The 16815-nt window shown below is 48.5% G+C and carries 16 protein-coding genes; 9 read left to right on the top strand and 7 right to left on the bottom strand.

Annotation, left to right across the window (positions count from 1 at the left end):
- The first annotated feature begins 9 nt into the window (after window positions 1-9).
- The 3 genes from MKY75_RS19420 (at window position 10) to MKY75_RS19410 (ending at window position 3751) form a co-directional block, all read left to right on the top strand.
- A complete protein-coding gene (locus MKY75_RS19420) occupies window positions 10-1170 on the top strand; it encodes a hypothetical protein (protein WP_029518334.1) in 1161 nt (386 codons plus the stop codon).
- Complete coding sequence (locus MKY75_RS19415) at window positions 1167-2255, top strand: Gfo/Idh/MocA family protein (RefSeq protein WP_029518335.1); 1089 nt, start codon at window positions 1167-1169, stop codon at window positions 2253-2255. The genes MKY75_RS19420 and MKY75_RS19415 overlap by 4 nt, the downstream gene beginning before the upstream one ends.
- A gap of 83 nt (window positions 2256-2338) precedes the next feature.
- Complete coding sequence (locus tag MKY75_RS19410; RefSeq protein WP_165148688.1) at window positions 2339-3751, top strand: alanine racemase; 1413 nt, start codon at window positions 2339-2341, stop codon at window positions 3749-3751.
- A gap of 214 nt (window positions 3752-3965) precedes the next feature.
- Here the strand turns inward: MKY75_RS19410 and MKY75_RS19405 are convergent, their stop codons facing one another.
- Genes MKY75_RS19405 through efeO form a run of 3 tightly spaced genes read right to left on the bottom strand, consistent with a single transcriptional unit; the run spans window position 3966 to window position 8067 of the window.
- Entirely contained in the window at window positions 3966-5795 is a 1830-nt protein-coding gene (locus tag MKY75_RS19405) for an FTR1 family iron permease (RefSeq protein WP_165148691.1), read from the bottom strand.
- A gap of 24 nt (window positions 5796-5819) precedes the next feature.
- Window positions 5820-7184, bottom strand: a complete 1365-nt coding sequence (gene efeB / locus MKY75_RS19400; protein ID WP_029518338.1) for an iron uptake transporter deferrochelatase/peroxidase subunit — start codon at window positions 7182-7184, stop codon at window positions 5820-5822.
- A 4-nt stretch (window positions 7185-7188) separates the two neighbouring features.
- Window positions 7189-8067 (bottom strand): iron uptake system protein EfeO, encoded by an 879-nt coding sequence (efeO, locus tag MKY75_RS19395; protein WP_025721876.1) that lies wholly within the window; start codon window positions 8065-8067, stop codon window positions 7189-7191.
- A gap of 304 nt (window positions 8068-8371) precedes the next feature.
- On the opposite strand from efeO, the gene MKY75_RS19390 reads away from it, so the two are divergent.
- From MKY75_RS19390 to MKY75_RS19370, 5 genes are all read left to right on the top strand, one after another.
- Complete coding sequence (locus MKY75_RS19390) at window positions 8372-8599, top strand: helix-turn-helix domain-containing protein (protein WP_007431813.1); 228 nt, start codon at window positions 8372-8374, stop codon at window positions 8597-8599.
- Between the two features lie 429 nt (window positions 8600-9028).
- Window positions 9029-9511: a hypothetical protein gene (locus MKY75_RS19385; RefSeq protein WP_029518339.1), complete on the top strand. Its 483-nt coding sequence runs from the start codon at window positions 9029-9031 to the stop codon at window positions 9509-9511.
- Between the two features lie 141 nt (window positions 9512-9652).
- The gene (locus MKY75_RS19380) at window positions 9653-10144 is read left to right on the top strand and encodes a hypothetical protein (protein ID WP_013311697.1); all 492 of its coding nucleotides are present in this window, start codon (window positions 9653-9655) and stop codon (window positions 10142-10144) included.
- 86 nt (window positions 10145-10230) lie between these two features.
- A complete protein-coding gene (locus MKY75_RS19375; RefSeq protein WP_029518340.1) occupies window positions 10231-10494 on the top strand; it encodes a hypothetical protein in 264 nt (87 codons plus the stop codon).
- 64 nt (window positions 10495-10558) lie between these two features.
- Window positions 10559-10945 (top strand): hypothetical protein, encoded by a 387-nt coding sequence (locus MKY75_RS19370; protein WP_176715708.1) that lies wholly within the window; start codon window positions 10559-10561, stop codon window positions 10943-10945.
- A gap of 74 nt (window positions 10946-11019) precedes the next feature.
- On the opposite strand, the gene MKY75_RS19365 is transcribed toward MKY75_RS19370, so the two are convergent.
- From MKY75_RS19365 to MKY75_RS19355, 3 genes are all read right to left on the bottom strand, one after another.
- Window positions 11020-12375: a dipeptidase gene (locus MKY75_RS19365; RefSeq protein WP_209949749.1), complete on the bottom strand. Its 1356-nt coding sequence runs from the start codon at window positions 12373-12375 to the stop codon at window positions 11020-11022.
- A 190-nt stretch (window positions 12376-12565) separates the two neighbouring features.
- Entirely contained in the window at window positions 12566-12742 is a 177-nt protein-coding gene (locus MKY75_RS19360; RefSeq protein WP_165148697.1) for a YjfB family protein, read from the bottom strand.
- Between the two features lie 56 nt (window positions 12743-12798).
- Window positions 12799-14769, bottom strand: coding sequence for a methyl-accepting chemotaxis protein (locus tag MKY75_RS19355; protein ID WP_069011024.1), 1971 nt, complete (start codon window positions 14767-14769; stop codon window positions 12799-12801).
- A gap of 164 nt (window positions 14770-14933) precedes the next feature.
- Here MKY75_RS19355 and MKY75_RS19350 point away from each other — a divergent pair, with 164 nt between their 5' ends.
- Window positions 14934-15350: a hypothetical protein gene (locus tag MKY75_RS19350; protein ID WP_069011025.1), complete on the top strand. Its 417-nt coding sequence runs from the start codon at window positions 14934-14936 to the stop codon at window positions 15348-15350.
- Between the two features lie 219 nt (window positions 15351-15569).
- On the opposite strand, the gene MKY75_RS19345 is transcribed toward MKY75_RS19350, so the two are convergent.
- Window positions 15570-16697 carry an SGNH/GDSL hydrolase family protein gene (locus MKY75_RS19345; RefSeq protein ID WP_340886269.1) on the bottom strand — a complete coding sequence of 376 codons (1128 nt, stop codon included), beginning with the start codon at window positions 16695-16697 and terminating at the stop codon, window positions 15570-15572.
- Window positions 16698-16815: the final 118 nt, after the last annotated feature.

Raw genomic sequence — 16815 nt, 5'->3', positions numbered from 1 at the left:
CGTATGAGCATGCGTAGGAGTACCGATAAGCTTATGAAGGTAACGATTTTATGTTCCGGTTTCGGATTGGGCTTTTATACCCCTGGCTTGTTGTTGCAAGCGGGTCTTCGCAGGCTGGGCATGGATACGGCGATTCATGTATTTGAAAATGTACTGCCGGAATCGGCTCGTCTTAAGGTCGACAAAAGCCGCAAAGCTTACCATGACAATTTTGCGGTGGCCTTAATGTCGCAGAAGGTTCCGCAGGATATGCGTAATTCACTGGATCTCGCTGCGATGGAAGTGCTGTTGAACCAATGGATGGAGGAGGATCGGCGGTATTTTATATGCTTATCCGGTCATTGGATGTATGTGTTGGAGGAGTATCGCAAGCGCAGAGAACCTGAGTCGGTGCATGTGGACATCGTGTACATGGATTCGACGCCTTCCCCATCTTGGAAGAATCTAGCCAAGCATAATCCGCATTTTGCAGATGGCTGTGGAGAAACGACCTTTTTTGAAAATGATAACAATAGAGTCAGCTACTATATTGATATTCCGGCTGTGGAGTATGTTCCGTTTGAAGAACGGCAATCCCGCTTATTCGTACATGGCGGCGGTTGGGGGATGGGCACCTACCGTGACAAGGTTGGACGGTTAGAAGAAGCGGGCTGGGAGCTGGATCTGCTGCTGTATGATCAGGATCAACCGGATGAACAGCGGGACAGTATACGCTATTTTCAGATGGATCCGCAGTGGAGGACATGGCAGCGAAATGAAGCCGGGGAGCATACATTTCCACCTTTCGGAGAGGTGAAAAAGGGCGAGAAGACCGTGTATCAGGTCGGACCGGATTACCATAGCATGCTGGACCAAGCCTGTCATGTCCAGGCCATTGTCAGCAAGCCAGGAGGTGGCAGCCTAACCGATTCGTTCGCTACAGCCACTCCACTCATCATGCTGGAGCCATTTGGTGTGCATGAAAAGCATAATGCAGATCTATGGGAACGGCTGGGACTTGGTATGCGGTACGATACGTGGATACAAACCTATGACGGCAGTGCTCAGATACTGGAGGATATGCATCGCAGGATCGTAGAGCTGCGCAGTCGAACGCCGCGTTATATAGAGTCCTATGTGAATAGCATCCAAATGTTAGCAGGCTCACCGGGAATGGAGCAGGGGTCATGAACGCTGCGGCGGCTGCGCAAGAGCCTGCGATGCGAGATATTCGCTTTGGGATCATTGGCTGTTCTGCCATTGCTCCCCGTGCGTTGCTGGAACCGATCCGACATGTTGCAGGGGCACGCGTGACCGCGCTTGCGAACCGCACGGTTGCCAAGGCAGGAGAAATGGCAGATCGTTTTGGCGTCAGTGTCGTTTATCGGCATGCTGAGGATATGCTAAAGGACCCGGAGATCGACGCTGTATATATTGCACTCAGCAACGACTTGCATGCCGAGTGGATTGGCAAAGCACTACGGGCCCATAAGCATGTGCTGGTGGAAAAGCCGTTATGCCTGAATACGGCTGATCTGGCACCCTTGGCAGCTATAGTCGAGCAGAGTAACGTTCACCTGCTGGAGGGTGTCATGGTGCAGCACCATCCGTGGCAGCGTGAGCTGCGGAGGATCGTAGAATCGGGGCGTTATGGTCGTTTATGCTCCATAGAGACGAGTTTATGTATTCCGGCAAAAGAAGGGCATGCGGACAATTACAGATCCCGTCCGGAGCAGGGTGGGGGATGTTTTTGGGATTTAGGCGTGTACTGGCTCCAATTGCTCCAGGCCGTCGTTGGATTAGATCAGGCGGAATTCCACAGTCAATCGGATTTCAATGGTCCTCATGGCTGTGACTGGACATTTCGTGCGCAAGCCCGTTATCCGAGTGGATTGGAGGCATCTGCCCTCTTTTCATTCGAGCGCCCTTATCGCTGTGCTCATGTACTGACCTTTGATTCGGCAGTAGTCACTTTAAAGGACTGCTTTCGAGCAAATTTAGGCTTTTATAAAATGACACTCAAGACGGAGATCAAAAAGAATATCGCGTCAAATATAGCGGATGCGGACGCACTGCCTGTGTTATCACAGACATCTTCGTATACCAAAACGGTTTTCGAGCCTATGAACTATTATGTCAATCAGTTGAATACCTTTTGCGGTATCATCCGGGGAGAAGCGGAGCCCATACCATTTCGCGAGGCTGCGGAACGCGTCAGACTGCTGGCAGCCATTCATGAAGCAGCACGCTCGGGCGAGACGATCTATGCAGTATGAGCATGATTGTGTTTTCGAGCGGTGGGAAGCGAATGATGCAAAATACGGAGTATCAAGGCAAAGAGAGGAGGGGAATTCAGTAGATGGATAAAAAGGACGAAGCCTTACTGGAACGATTCGGCGAGCATCCGACGCCATTTTACTATTATGACGGGGACGCGCTGCATGCTCATGTCAGCTCGTTGCTGTCCCGATTGCACCCGGCTGTGCGTGTACATTACGCGCTCAAGGCTAATGGTAACGTAGCCTTGGCTGGGTTGCTGCGCTCGTTAGGTTGTGGTGTTGAGATTGCTTCGGCCGGAGAAATGTTCGTCGCTATGGAGGCCGGGTATGCTGCGGAAGACGTGCTGTACGCCGGACCGGGAAAAACAGTAGCCGAGCTGAACGAGGCGATAGCCTATGGAATCGGCTGTATTCATGTCGAATCGGTGAGGGAGCTGCGTCTGCTGGAGGACATTGCGGCCCAAGCGGGCCAGCTTGTCAGGGCAGCGGTTCGCATCAATCCTGATAACGATCTGTCTGGAGCAACGATTAAGATGGGCGGCGTTCCGCGCCCCTTTGGAGTAGATGAAGGACAGCTGGATCACTTTTTTAAGGTGCTGGAAGATTGCCCACACGTCCATTTTCAAGGTATTCAGGTATATACAGGTACGCAAATGTTGAAATCGGATCAGATTTTAGCTTCATTTGCGAATACGCTGCAGTTGGCAGAACGGGTACAGGCTCAGTATGGTGTGGCAATGCATACGGTCAATTTGGGCGGCGGGTTTGGCGTACCTTATTTTGCTCATGAGGAGCCGCTCGATATGGATCACGTCATTGACGGACTGAACGCACTCGCGGAGCAGACCCGAACCCGCATGCCCGGGGTTAAGCTAATCATCGAAAGCGGCAGGTATCTGGTTGCTCAATCGGGCATGTATGTCTGCCGAGCATTGTATACAAAGGAATCCAAGGGAGAGAAGTTTGTCGTGGCTGATGGTGGCATGAATCACTACGCCGCAGCTACTTTTCGAGGACGCCGCATTAGGGACAACTACCCGGTACGAATTATGCGCAGGCAAGTGGGAGAATCGAAAGAACCCAAAGAACGAGAGTTGGAAGCAACCCTACGGATGGGGCAGAGAGACGTTTCTGCTCAAACGGCTGTTGCTGTCGAACAATCATTAGAAGAGATTGCAAGCCGAACAGGAGGGCCTTTGGAAGAAGCATCCATGGAGCTGGAGACGGTAAGCATTGTCGGTCCACTTTGTACACCCGAGGATTGTATTGTGAAAAAAGCGCAGCTTCCTCCGATTCACGAGGGCGATTATATTGCTTTTCCGAATGCAGGAGCCTATGGATTAAGCTATAGTCCACTACAATTTCTGGGACATGCTACCCCGGCGGAGCTGCTCGATTTTCGTGGGGAGGTACATGTCATTCGTGAACACGGTGACCGCACGGACCTGCTGCGTCATCAGCGCATGATTCCGTTGCCTGAGGATGTGATATAAGTGGGCATTTTGCATAAATCCCAAGAGCGTTTTTAAATCAGCAATATATAGATCGAAACGCTTTAGTTCGTCTATATATTGTACTTACGAGCGTTGGGAATCGAATGATGCAAAATGCTGAAGTATATAAAAAAAACGCCAAACTCATGGGAACCGATACAAATCGGACCTGTGATTTGGCGTTTTTTTACATGATGAGTAGGGTAGTATCGACTTAATGTTGCTTGGAGCTGCGCATTTCCTGACGCACAAGCTGCCATACCATAAAGATCAGTACAGCGATTTGTGGGACAAATGTTTCCCAAGTTGGATACATTCCCAGCCAGCTAATGGACGGAAGCGAGGAGGCAGTGTGCCCCGAAAGCTTGCCAGCCACCTGAAGCGAATGAATACTTTCGCCCAGAAATCGGAATACGAGATAGTAAATCAGTACAGTGGCAATCAGGAAAAAGGCGCGAATCGGCAACCGTACACTAAATTTAATGATCGCAAACGCCAGAATGACCAGAATAAACGTCGCCGAGCTAATGCCGATCAGCAATTGCGAGGTTTCGATGGCTGGAGCCATACCGACATAAAAGATAGCTGTCTCGGCTCCTTCACGCAGAATTGCGAGCGCAGAAACCGCAAATAGCGACCACAGGCTTCCCCGTGCTAACGCGTTGCCCACGCTGTTTTCCACAAAGCGGTTCCACGCGGCAGCATTGGATTTGCTATGCAGCCAGCTACCAACGGTCAGCATCAGCACGACCGCCACCAGCCCGGTGACACCTTCCAGCAGCTCACGCATGCTGCCCGATGCGGCAGCTGCCACCAGCGTGGTGAACAGCACCGCCAGAATTCCGCTCAGCACCAGCCCCGTTCCAGCTCCTGCCCATATCCATCGTCCAGCCACGGCTTCGCCGCTTTTTTTGGCATACGCCAGCAGAGCTGCGAGCACGAGGATGGCCTCCAGACCCTCACGCAGCAAAATCAGTGCGGCATCCCACGCAGTGTAAGAACGTTCTTCCGTCAACGGACGGAGCCTGTCCAGCATCTGATCAAGAGTCTGTATGGCTTTGTCTGTATTCGGTGGAGAAGACAGCAGATATCCGGAAGCCTCGGTCATTTCATTTTCAATCGCAGTGTAAGACGTCGGATCGGCAATTTGTACATGTCCTTCGACAGAAGGCCACAGAGCGATAAACTGCACTACCTTGTCAGCCGCTTGCTCTGATTGATTAGCTACAGCATCTTGGCGTGCGGATTTGAGCAAGGTGACTGCATCGCCCAAGGAAGCTGTCGAACCATTCGTCGTTCCGGTAGCCGTATTGCCTGTATTCGTTCCTTGACCTGTGTTCACAGATTTGCCCTGACTATAATCAGACAACAGAGTCGTTAATTCCTGCATTTCCCTGAGAGCCTGTTCTTGGCGAATGGGCTCAGCTTGCATGGAGATGCGAATGAGACTGATTTTAGTTTCGAGCGAACTGTATACCGGAAAATTGTCCAAACGAATCGGTGTTTCTACCTGATACCAGGCTTTGACGATTCGGTCGTAATCCACCCGGGCGGCAGCCCAATCGCCTTTTTGCATGGCCGCCAGACTGCCCTTCGCCATGGGAAGCAGTTTTTCCGCTGCTTTGGCTCCAGCCGGGGCTGGTTTGTCCCCTTCGGCAGCAGTGACGTACTCATTGACCGAGCGCGCTAGCACGGATAAGGCAGCTTTCGCTGATTCCCCGCCGCCACTGGCGAGTGTCTGCTCCGCATCGGTGAGTGCTTGATCTACAGTCGCGATGTGAGCTGAATCTCCACCATTTGTCTTGGCGGCCTCCCACAGCGTGCGGAATTCTTTCAGATCCTTGGAGGCTTCCGTCCATTGGGCTTGTCCCGCCTCCACCAGCGCTCCGCCTACTACAGGCATTAGCTGATCATTGGTGACAGCTTTGGCATCTGTTTGTGCAAAAGCGACCGACCCGAAGCTGGATAGGAACGGAGCTACGGTCAGCAGCAGAGCTGCCACCAGTACAAACACCCATCCCAAGCTTTTATTGCGCCGATTCATATAAATCCCCTTCCTTGCCTGCTGCTAAAATAACGTATCCCCGATGTAGCCGCCTTGCGATACACCCGGGAAGCAGGCGAACACCGCACTGCCTTTGTGTACAATGTATTCGTTCAGTTTGTCATTGCGTGCAAGCTTCTCCTGAATATGAACGAACTGCTTGAACAGATCACGCTGGTAGCTGATGAACAGCAGCCCGGCATCCAGCTGTCCAGTTTGCTTGTCCAATCCGCTTGAATACGAATAAGACCTCCGCAAAATGTTAATGCTTCCGTTCCCATGAGCCAAAGCCACATGAGAGGTAGGAGGCGTAACTGGCTTGCCTTCTGGATTTTTGGCCGCCAGATCAAGCTTGTCGAACTCCTTGACCTTACCGAGTGGGGCCCCGCTGCTGCGATGACGTCCAAAAGTATCCTCCTGGTCGCCCAATGTTGAGCGATCCCACACCTCTACCCGCATGCGTACGCGGCGTACAGCCATATAGCTGCCGTCGCCCATCCATGCTGGTCCGTCACTGGTCTGTGTCCACACCAGCCGATTCATCTCGTCTGCCTTGGAGGTGTCCGGGTTCCCCGTACCGTCCTTGAAGCCCAGCAAATTGCGTGGTGTGCTTCCCGCAGGATCAGCTTGTGCAGTCCGCTGAAAGCCTTCCTGCGTCCAGCGAAGCACCGCCGTTCCTCTGGCGATACGCGCCAAATTACGCAGGGCATGGAAAGCGACCTGCAAGTCATTGGCACATACCTGCACTCCGATATCGCCACCGCACCATTGCTCCTCTAGGGCATCCCCTTGAAAACGGGGCAGCTCACGGAACCCGGCAGGTTTAAGCCCTGCCAGGCCATATCGTCCATCAAAAAAGGATGGGCCCACACCAAAGGTGATCGTCGTGCGGGACGGCGACAATCCTGCCGCCTCGCCCGTATCGGACGGAGGGAGGTTGAGGTTTTCATTATCGTTGCCAAGGAGCACGCCAGAAGTCATTGTAGTGCTTGCTTCCGTCCAGGCTTTGAAGAGGCTACGCACCTGTTCCTTGTCGCTGGTTGTTAGATCGAAAGCGGCGAAGTAGATGAAATCCTGTGCCGGAGTCACAATACCTGCCTGATGCTTCCCGTAAAAAGAGATTACATCTTTGGTATCCGCATCCGTCATCATGCTTTCGAGACGTTGACCGGCTGACAGCACGGCTCCCACGCCCCCGCCGCCAAGCAGGAGACCTAGTCCACCTACCCCGGCCAGCTTCAATAGGTCTCGGCGTGATACGGATTTGCTTTTTCCTGACGGATCATCTTTCACTAGCGTCGCATCCTTTTTTACCAGATCGCCCTGTTCATTATGGGATTCCGCATACTGCGGCTTTTCTTGCCCTTTTTGCCGCTTAAAGCCTTTCATATCATTACACTCCTAACAATTTCCCCATTTGGGACAACGGTTCTGCCAAGGCATCGAGGTTTTGGCTCAGCTTTTTAACTTCTTCCGGTTTCAGTTTTGTATACGATACATAGCCTTCTCCGTCCTTGAAAGGAGCCAACTCCTGCTGTAAGGCCGTAAAGCGCTCACCGATTTGTTTTTCCAACGCGGCATCTTTTTGGTTCAGATCTGTTTTCAAAATGTCATATATCTTTTGTGCGCCCTCTACATTGGCTGCAAAGTCGTACAAATCCGTATGGGAATATCGTTCCTCTTCACCCGTCACCTTCGAGGTAGAGACTTCATTCAACAACTCGACTGCACCCGTTACCATCAGGCTGGCGTCAATATTAACTGTTTCTACTTTGGCGCGCAGCAGCTTGGCATCACTCAGTAGTCGGTCGGAGAACTCGTCCATTCCTTTGGTTGTGTTTTCTTCCCATAATGTTTTTTCAATCCGGTGAAAGCCGCGCCAATCCGCTGCATCCACATCACCGTCACGTGCATCAATATTTGGGTCAAGATCACCCAGCGCTTCTGCAATTGGTTCAATCCGTTCATAGTACATGCGTGCAGGAGCATACAGCGCCTTGGCTTTATCCAGCTCGCCAGCTTTGACCGCGTTCGTGAATTCTTCTGTCTTCTTCACAAACGTATCGCATTGCTCGATGGCATAGGTGCGGTAAGCTGCTACCGCTTGATCAAAATTGGGAGCAGAAGCGGCAGGAGTCGTTGTCTGTGTTGTGGCTCCTGCATCTTTGGTCGTTGCAGCAGGCTGCTGAGTAGCAGTTCCGGTTTGTCCGCAACCTGCGAACAGAATAGAAGAGACCAGCACTCCGGCCGGTACGGCATAACGTAGTTTCATAATCAATGAACACCCTTTCTGGCCAAACTGGCCTTGAACCATAGTCTGTTGCGATATCTATATCAAATTATCATTTTGATAATGATTATCAGTCGCGGTTTTTCTTATCATAAGGCTGGCCCATATGCCTGTCAATACATAAATTAGACGCAGAGTCCAACCGTCCATCGAAGGGAGTTAGTAGGGTGCCTATGCCCATTTTTATCCGCATATTGAACCATACCTAAGCGCATGACATAAAATGTGTTGACTGTATCCCTTAACCTTGTTACACCACACAAAACCCGAGCAAGGAGGGGTGAAATTGACGAAGGGTAACGACCATAAAAACAAGTTTTTGTTAACTCACCGTGAACGTGAAGTATTTGAACTGCTCGTGCAGGACAAAACAACACGTGACATCGCCGGACAGCTATTTATTAGCGAAAAAACGGTCCGAAACCATATTTCCAATGTAATGCAGAAACTGAACGTAAAAGGTCGTTCACAGGCGGTCGTGGAATTAATCAGGCTTGGCGAATTAAAAATCTGACCTCTCGTTCCTTGCGGGGTACAAAGTCTTCTCGATGATCCTTCGACAATGAAGGGTGGTCGGGAAGGCTTTTGTTTTGTGGTATATAAAAAAGTAAAACGATTAAACCGCTGAAATATGTGGGAAATTGCGTGTAAATGATGTACTATATATAGAAGGAAGAAACTACCATTGGAGATCATGGTAAACTAGCAGAAGTGATCAAATCAGAAGAATTACCACAAAGTTATACAAGGCTAGAAATGCATTCGGTGATAGTCTAAGAATATAAATCCCTACAAAAACAGTATTCAGCATGACGACAGGATGGAAGATGGATTGAAGAAGAATCACAAGGCAGAAAAAGCTCGTTGCTTCAGGTAGCCGGAAGTAGCTTTTGCCTAGAGCTACCTGTGGTATATTCTTGATCGGAGGTGAATGTTAAGACATATGACACCCAACCAACACTTGATGACTTATACGCTGAACAGCGGTATAAAGGGAACTGTCGACCTATCCAGTAAGCAGGTGCAGGAATGGATCAAAGCATATCGAATTGGCAGCAAGTTTGTAACGGTTGTGGGAAAACAGTATTTTGGTTTAAACCCTGAGTTGGTAGCAGATTTCAAGGTACATAATGAATACTCGGAGCAGAGAGAACACATATTCATAATACAGCCCGTAATGGAACACAAAGCTGTAGAGCTGGACCCACTGGTAGAGGCGTACAGCCAGTATAAAACATTAATTCAGGTAGAATGTAAATGTGGTGCTTCCTATATAGAAGAGTCACCGCATAAAAGAACCAAGTGGTCATGCAAGGAGTGTAATAACATTGTGTTCCTGGATCGTAAAAAGGGCATGGTGGATACGGATAAAGGCAAGGCGTGGTACATGACCAACAAATACTATGTGGAAAGACAAAGCAACTGACAGATTGTCAGTTGCTTTCTAACCATATACTCACAATTCTTGTGTGCCTACCCAAATGATATAAGTCTTTTGGCAAATAATAAAATTGATGTTTTTTGCGCTTTGTAGTACATTATCAAGTGTATTATAAGGAGGCTTCTCATGTACGGACATAGACAAGATGATACTTTATACATCATGACTTACACATTAAATAGTGGTATCAAGGGCACAGTGCCTTTGTCTAATCAACAGATACAGGAATGGCTTGAGTGTTACAGAATCGGTAAGAAATTTGTAACCGAGATTGGCAAAGAGTACTTTGGACTGCATGCGGAACTGGTGGCTGATTTTAAAGTGCATAATCAGTATTCAAGCTATCAGGAGGTTATTATCCCCATTCAACAACCGGATACTGGCCTAAAAGAGTTGTCCCAGGCTTACAAATCAACAGAAACTTTAATTAAAGTAGATTGCAAATGTGGTACATCGTATGTTACAGAATCTCCCTTTAAGCGGACCAAGTGGTACTGCACCAAATGCCGGGAGATTGTTTTTCTCGACAACAAAAAGGGAATGGTGGATACTTCCAGAGGCAAGGCCCATTATATGACCAATAAGTATTTTGTGGAACGGGAAACAACTGGCGTATAAGCCGGTTGTTTTTTTGTTCGCAAGGTTTGTGTACGTCCTGACTTTTCAAAGCCATTGCGCTATAGTGAAAAAGGGGGCTTATGGAAATGTGGAGTATTTTGCTGAATCACGTTTTGTTGATAGGATTCCTGGCTGTTTTGATTCAACGGATCTATAAGCATCGCTTTCATCAGCAAAATGGTAGCAATTTTCTGCTATGCTTGTGGGGGATCTTGCTTAATCGGTACAATAGCTTGTTTGAACTGACCACGTTATATACGGTGTATACCGTTTTTTTTGCTGTAGGTGCATTGTGGTTTGGAGGTTGCTGGCTTGTGCAGCTATTGGAAAAGGGGAAAGATAAAGCTTGATATAAATGATAGTCAGGTGGTGAACGTCATCCGGGAAGATCATACGAATGGTGCAAGAAACCGCATGAGCACGAACAATGTGTACATACACGAAACGCTTCATTTGGAACAAATCATAAGTGACCTGCGGGTGATGGGCTATGTGGCTTTTCATCATCATCCGCAAATCACAGGTGACCTTGAAGAGCTGGAGGCGTTAAAAAAGCAACTATTGTCGTTTTTCCAACAGCATCATGTATTGTGGATTGAGCTTGACCCGCTAACACAATATGTGGTGGTGAATAACATGGGGAAGGCCACGGTGCTGAAACTCATGGGTCGGAAAATGAACCCGCTACGGGATCTGAGAGCAAACGCTGCTTTGGCTGGACAGCCGCTGCATGAGTTCGATCGGGAGATAGAACGGCTCAATCGGCTGGCTCATCTGTTGCGCTATACCCGTTTTTCTTAAGCGGCAGAACTAACGAAAAAAAAAGCATTCACGAAGCAAGGATGGTTCCATGCTGTGAATGCTTTTTAGTTTACTTACACCGATTTCAAAAACTCCACAATCGTCAGCAGACCCTTGTCAAAATTGTCCAAGTTGAAATGCTCGTTGGGCGCGTGCAGGTTCTCATCTGGCAAGCCGAAACCCATCAGCACGACTGGGGCAGTCAGCACACGGGAGAAAGTCTCCACGATTGGGATGGAGCCTCCATCCTTGGTAAAGAGGGCACGCACACCGTATACCTTCTCAAAAGCATCGGCCGCCGCTTGCAGAAACGCGTGTGACGGGTCGATGTTAAAGGCGTTCGCTTTTTCGCCCTGTTGAATATCCAGGGTAGCTCCTGCCTGAACATGGGCGCGCAAATGGCGCTCGATTTTGTCCAGAATGTCTTGCGGGTTTTGGTTAGCCACCAAGCGGCACGTAATTTTAGCGTGAGCTTCTTTCGGAATGACCGTTTTCGTACCTTCCCCTTGGAAGCCGCCGTATACGCCGTTCAGTTCCAGTGTCGGACGAGCCCCCACACGCTCAACGAAGCTGAATCCTTCTTCACCAAAGAGGGAATCAAGTGCAAGATCTTGTTGCAGCTTGCTCTCATTGAAGCCTTGCTTCATGAATTCTTCTCTCATCTCTGCCGATAATGGAGCAACATCGTCGTAGAATCCTTCGACGCTTACACTGCCTTTGTCATTATGCAGGGTTGCCAGCAAGGACACCAGAGCATGCAGGGCATTCGGCACGCCGCCACCGAAAGAACCGGAATGTAGATCTGTGTTCGCCGTGTGAATGGCGACTTCTAGCGAGCATAATCCACGCAAACCTGTGCAAATGGCAGGCTTTCCTTTTTCGATCAAGGAAGTGTCGGACACCAGTACAGCATCGGCTGCCAGACGTTCAGCTCTAGTTTGCAAAAACTCAAGCAAGTTCGGACTGGATACTTCTTCTTCGCCTTCAATGCAGAATTTAATGTTCAGCGGCAATTTGCCTTCCTGCTTCAAAATGGCCTCAACTGCTTTAATGTGCAGGAAAACCTGTCCTTTATCATCTGTCGCTCCGCGCGCATACAATTTTCCATCACGTATGGATGGCTCAAACGGCGGCGTTTCCCACAGGTGAAGCGGGTCTACGGGTTGTACATCATAGTGTCCATACACAAGGATCGTTGGTTTACCAGGTGCGTGCAAATGATCCGCATATACCAGCGGGTGCCCTTTGGTCGGAATGATTTCAACGTTTTCCAGACCGGCAGCAGTCAGTTTGGCAGCCAGCCAATCAGCTGCTTGGTTAATGTCCTTTTTGTGCTCCGATAATGCTGAGATACTTGGAATGGACAACCACTCCTGTAACTCGCCCAGTTGTTGCTCTCTGGCTTTTTTAAAATATTCAGAATAACTCATAAACTATGTATCCTCCTTTTTCAATGTAAATCGTGTGAATGTTGCGCTATCCTCCGAACCGAGGTCGTGGACGATATGTCTAGTTTACTACGTTTTATGCTGAACGAGAAATTGGGAGATAAAAAAACGATTCTACCCGGGTCTGTCCAGACCTGAGTAGAATCGCCCTTAACCAAGCATATGCATGTATTTACGCGCGAATGTCCAGTTGACCGCCAAGATGAGGCTGTACGCTTTTTTCCATCATCTGCACTAAGGCCTGTCCTTGTTCACTGGCCTGATCCGTAGCCATACTTAATACCTTCACACTTGCGGCTTGAGCCAAGCTGGCCTGACTCATACCTGTTGATAATGCTGCGATATCCATGTTCCAACCCTCCTTCATTGTGAAGACTCTTTCTCTGTATTTATCGGTTGGAACGGTTATTTTGTTTCATCCAATTGGAATTGTGTCAGCAAATCTTGAAGCTGCTCTGCCAGACGGGTCAAATCTGCGGCAGACGAACCGATCTCTTCCATGGAGGCGAGCTGTTCCTCAGCGGCTGCGGACACGGTCTCCGTATGGGATGCCGCTTCTTCAGCGATGCGTGTAATTTCCTCCATGCTGCTGACGACTGTACTTGTTCCATCTGCGACTCCAGCGGTAGAAGCTGCGACGTTATCCAGCTGCTTCGCTGATTTGGCTACCGCTCTACGGATACGTGAGAAGGAGCGACCGGATAGGTCAATGGAATTGATACCTTCGCTTACGCGTTCCTTGGCGGATTCCATAGCGGTCAGGGCTTCAGATACACCGCTCTGTATTCCTTGAATCTGTTCACGAATTTGTTGTGCGGAATGAGCTGAGTTTTCAGCCAGCTTGCGGACCTCTGTGGCCACGACAGCAAAACCTTTACCATGCTCCCCTGCACGTGCCGCTTCAATAGAAGCGTTCAATGCGAGCAGATTAGTCTGGCTGGCGATTTCCGTAATGACAGTAACAATCGTTCCAATTCGTCCAGATCGATCATTCAAAGCACCGATAATGGTGTCCAGTTCTTCCACGGTAGTGCGAATGCCATCAATGGAAACGACGCTGTTGCCGATATGCTCACTGCCTGCATCCGACGCCTGAATGGCCTGTGCGGAGTAAGTAGTCATTTCAGCCATAGTTTCGGTCATAGCGGTGATGTCTGTTGCCATGCCGCTAACCCGTGTCTGATTAGCTTTAGCACTGCCCACTTGGCGTTCGCTGCCAGCAGCCACATCTTGAATGGCTATGGTCACATGCTCGATAGCCCGGGTCGTTTGTTCTGCACCTGCTGCAAGCTCTTGCGAGGATGCCGACAAATTGCCAGTCATCGCTTGAATTTCTCTAATCATGTTACGCAGGTTATCTACCATTTGTTGAAAATATCTTGATAATTCACCAATTTCATCTGTACTGGTCGTAGCCACGTTAATCGAAAGATTACCTTGGCTGATGGCATCCATAGAATTACGCAATCTTTGGATAGGCTTAAGTATACTGCTGATTAGCCACATTGCGAGCACGCCAATGATGATGGCTGCAATCACCAACACTACGATCGTCGTGATAAGAATCGGTTGGGCGGAGGCACTGGTTTCTGCTTTGTCCATTGTGCCGGCAATTTTCCAGCCTGTCAGCGCATTGGTTTTGAAAATCAGGTGTTTATCTACGCCATTAAGATCGTAATTAAAGCTGCCTTCCTTAGAGTCAAACAGTTTGGGTATTGTTTCTCCCATTTTGGTACTTCCGCTGACTTCTGTCGGGTGGGTAACGATACGTTTGGTACCATCTAATATCATAATATAGCCATTTTGTCCGATTTTTAAATTTGTGATTTCTTTCAAATTTTTCAGGTTCAGGGAAAGGCCGAGAACACCGCTGTTGTCGGGAAGTGTACGTGAAATATACACAACGGGGATCTTAGCCGTATTGAGTCCAACAGGGCTGATTACGGTTTGGCCGGGTTTCTCCAGGGCCTGTTTGTACCACGGGCGCTCACGAGGATCGTTTGTGGAGCCTACGGCTTTGCCAATAATGAGCTTACCTTCGGGGGTTCCTACAAACATATCAACAGCTTCCGCGTGCATTTTCAAATAAACTTGTAATCTTTTTAGAATGGCATCATCTGCTTCAGCACTGTTATCACTAGCCGTCATCGTTGTAGAGTAATATTCGAGATCCGCGATTTTGGCTTGAATCGTTTGAGTAACTGCACGATCGGATGCAGTAACGCTAGTTGTCGCACTATCAAGTAATTGGCGGTCCGTCTGGTTATATGCTGCTTGATAAGAAAAAGAACTTACAATAATACTAGGAACAAGCATGACCAGAAGGAATGCTGCGGTCAATTTCTTGCGTAGTGTTAATGTTTTCAGTCGTTTCATCTAACCCCTGCTTTCTATCTATATATTCATTTCTAAAGCTTATATCATATGTATTTACTATCGGTTATTTTGAGCTGAATTGATAGATTTATTACTAATTTGTCCAATACGCCAAAGAATTTCTTGCATAACATGGAGTATCTTGCAATTTGGAGGGATAAGGTATGGGTTTTTTTCTGGATATGAGAAGCTCCACCAATTCATCAAAGACAGGTGAAGGTCCCGATATTCAACTGGGTCCTATACCGGAGCGATTCGGTTTGATTACTCTGCGAACCTTTCTTGTGCCAGGTCCGATTGTGACTTTTAGTGGTTCCATTGGTCTAATCGGTGAGCTTGGCGATACGTATGCAGTTGAAATCGTGCGTGGAGCCGACTATGATCCGAGCGAGGTAGTCTACCGCGCCGAGGGGGTACTGGGCGTGACCGGATCTAATGAAACGCAAGCTTTTAATGCACAGGATCTATCCGCTCCATTGGCAATACAAACAGTATATTCTTCTTATATTTCTGGTGTTTCGACCACTGTTCGTAATGGTCCAGAGGTATTCACGGGCATCGCTTCGACTCCGTTTCTGTAAATATATCAGGTGAATATTTCTTTAGTAAATACTCGCTGCCTGTTCGTGGTTCTCCTAGGATAGGCCGCTGCGCAGAAGCTTAACTAGCCACGAGCATAGACAGACAGCTGCTACAGACTCGTGGCTATAATTCTCAACAACACCCAGAGCACAAATGACCTAGTTGTTGTAATTTCCTTTATGAGCGTGTTCTACAAAGTTGATCGTGCTTCTCGGATTCTATTTCTTAAGAATCTCTCGCAAATACACTGTCAACTCATCTGCCGCTTTGGTATGGGCGGGGAGCCCGGGATGGCTGCGAGACCCTATCGTTTCTTCCGTCGTGTTAGGCAGTTGGAATACAGACACATTCCCATCCCTCGTTCTTTTCTTGTATGCATCTACTGCTCGGTAGATTGAGGGCATCATAGGAGTACCCAGCATCCCATAGGCCCATACAATATGAGCCGCAGGATTGCAATTCCGAAGCTTGACAAGAAAACATTCGATAGCGCTTTCAAAATCTTGTAAATCTTCTTCATTGAATGTGCCGTCCTCGTTCAAGCGTTGCTTGTACACTTTACCGCTTGCTGGGTCCGTCCATGCAGGAGAATAAAAGGCTCCCCCGTCATTAGTCCCCAAATTCACTACGACCACGTCCGGCTGCCATGAGGTAAAATCATGATCTGAAAATGCCCCTAATGCTTCATTTCTCTCACCGGTCAGCACACCACATATCTGTTCATAATATGCCGGTATGTTCGTATCGGGATTATTATCCCAGCCCGTTAGGACACCCCAGCCGCTTTGTGAAAACACTCGGTAGTCCGCATTTAGTGCTTCGGCTGTTATGGCTGTATAATTGCGTAGTGCTGTGAACAGCATGGGAACCCAGTCTGTCTCGTCCTTCGCTCCAATCGTTCCTTCTCCCGAGGTAATGCTGTCACCGATAAATTCCACCTTGAGGGGCTTATCAGTGACCGGTAGCAATTCTCCGTCAACCTTCAGGGCATGAATTTGCAACAAGCAGTGCGGGTCCGAACTCATAGGCTGGACATCCTTGACCACACGGACATTTTTGACTGTATCAGGGTTTAACCCTCTCAAAAGACAGATCCAATGCCGTCCTGCAGTCACCATCAGGCGACTCATCGGGACACCATTGATGACAATACTGATCCAGGGCTCATACACCTGGTAATCGGCCTCAATTTCAATCCACAGCTCTGAGCCTTTGATATTCAATTCAATGCCACTTCCTGTCCAAAATAGAGTAAGCGGTGTACGTGTTTGCGTAGTTCGACCATGAACCTTTATATGCTTTGCTTTTGCAAGTGGGTATGTCTTCAATCTCTTGTTATGTGACATTTCAACACCCTCCTTATGGTTTTTAATGAATGCTAGTTTCTGTAATATTGTAAAAGAAGTTACAGGAAATCTCAAATTCTATTTCTAAACAAGCAAGGGCTCAAAGCTTTATATGGAT

The organism is Paenibacillus sp. FSL L8-0663 (assembly GCF_038008125.1).
Lineage (GTDB): Bacteria > Bacillota > Bacilli > Paenibacillales > Paenibacillaceae > Paenibacillus > Paenibacillus polymyxa_D.
This window is presented reverse-complemented; position numbering and strand designations above follow the sequence as displayed.

Bases quoted from the DNA above. Each gene is read 5' to 3' on its own strand.
- MKY75_RS19420 (WP_029518334.1), top strand. From the start codon at position 10: ATGCGTAGGAGTACCGATAAGCTTATGAAGGTAACGATTTTATGTTCC.
- MKY75_RS19415 (WP_029518335.1), top strand. From the start codon at position 1,167: ATGAACGCTGCGGCGGCTGCGCAAGAGCCTGCGATGCGAGATATTCGC.
- MKY75_RS19410 (WP_165148688.1), top strand. From the start codon at position 2,339: ATGGATAAAAAGGACGAAGCCTTACTGGAACGATTCGGCGAGCATCCG.
- MKY75_RS19405 (WP_165148691.1), bottom strand. From the start codon at position 5,795: ATGAATCGGCGCAATAAAAGCTTGGGATGGGTGTTTGTACTGGTGGCA.
- efeB (WP_029518338.1), bottom strand. From the start codon at position 7,184: ATGAAAGGCTTTAAGCGGCAAAAAGGGCAAGAAAAGCCGCAGTATGCG.
- efeO (WP_025721876.1), bottom strand. From the start codon at position 8,067: ATGAAACTACGTTATGCCGTACCGGCCGGAGTGCTGGTCTCTTCTATT.
- MKY75_RS19385 (WP_029518339.1), top strand. From the start codon at position 9,029: ATGACACCCAACCAACACTTGATGACTTATACGCTGAACAGCGGTATA.
- MKY75_RS19380 (WP_013311697.1), top strand. From the start codon at position 9,653: ATGTACGGACATAGACAAGATGATACTTTATACATCATGACTTACACA.
- MKY75_RS19375 (WP_029518340.1), top strand. From the start codon at position 10,231: ATGTGGAGTATTTTGCTGAATCACGTTTTGTTGATAGGATTCCTGGCT.
- MKY75_RS19370 (WP_176715708.1), top strand. From the start codon at position 10,559: ATGAGCACGAACAATGTGTACATACACGAAACGCTTCATTTGGAACAA.
- MKY75_RS19365 (WP_209949749.1), bottom strand. From the start codon at position 12,375: ATGAGTTATTCTGAATATTTTAAAAAAGCCAGAGAGCAACAACTGGGC.
- MKY75_RS19360 (WP_165148697.1), bottom strand. From the start codon at position 12,742: ATGGATATCGCAGCATTATCAACAGGTATGAGTCAGGCCAGCTTGGCT.
- MKY75_RS19355 (WP_069011024.1), bottom strand. From the start codon at position 14,769: ATGAAACGACTGAAAACATTAACACTACGCAAGAAATTGACCGCAGCA.
- MKY75_RS19350 (WP_069011025.1), top strand. From the start codon at position 14,934: ATGGGTTTTTTTCTGGATATGAGAAGCTCCACCAATTCATCAAAGACA.
- MKY75_RS19345 (WP_340886269.1), bottom strand. From the start codon at position 16,697: ATGTCACATAACAAGAGATTGAAGACATACCCACTTGCAAAAGCAAAG.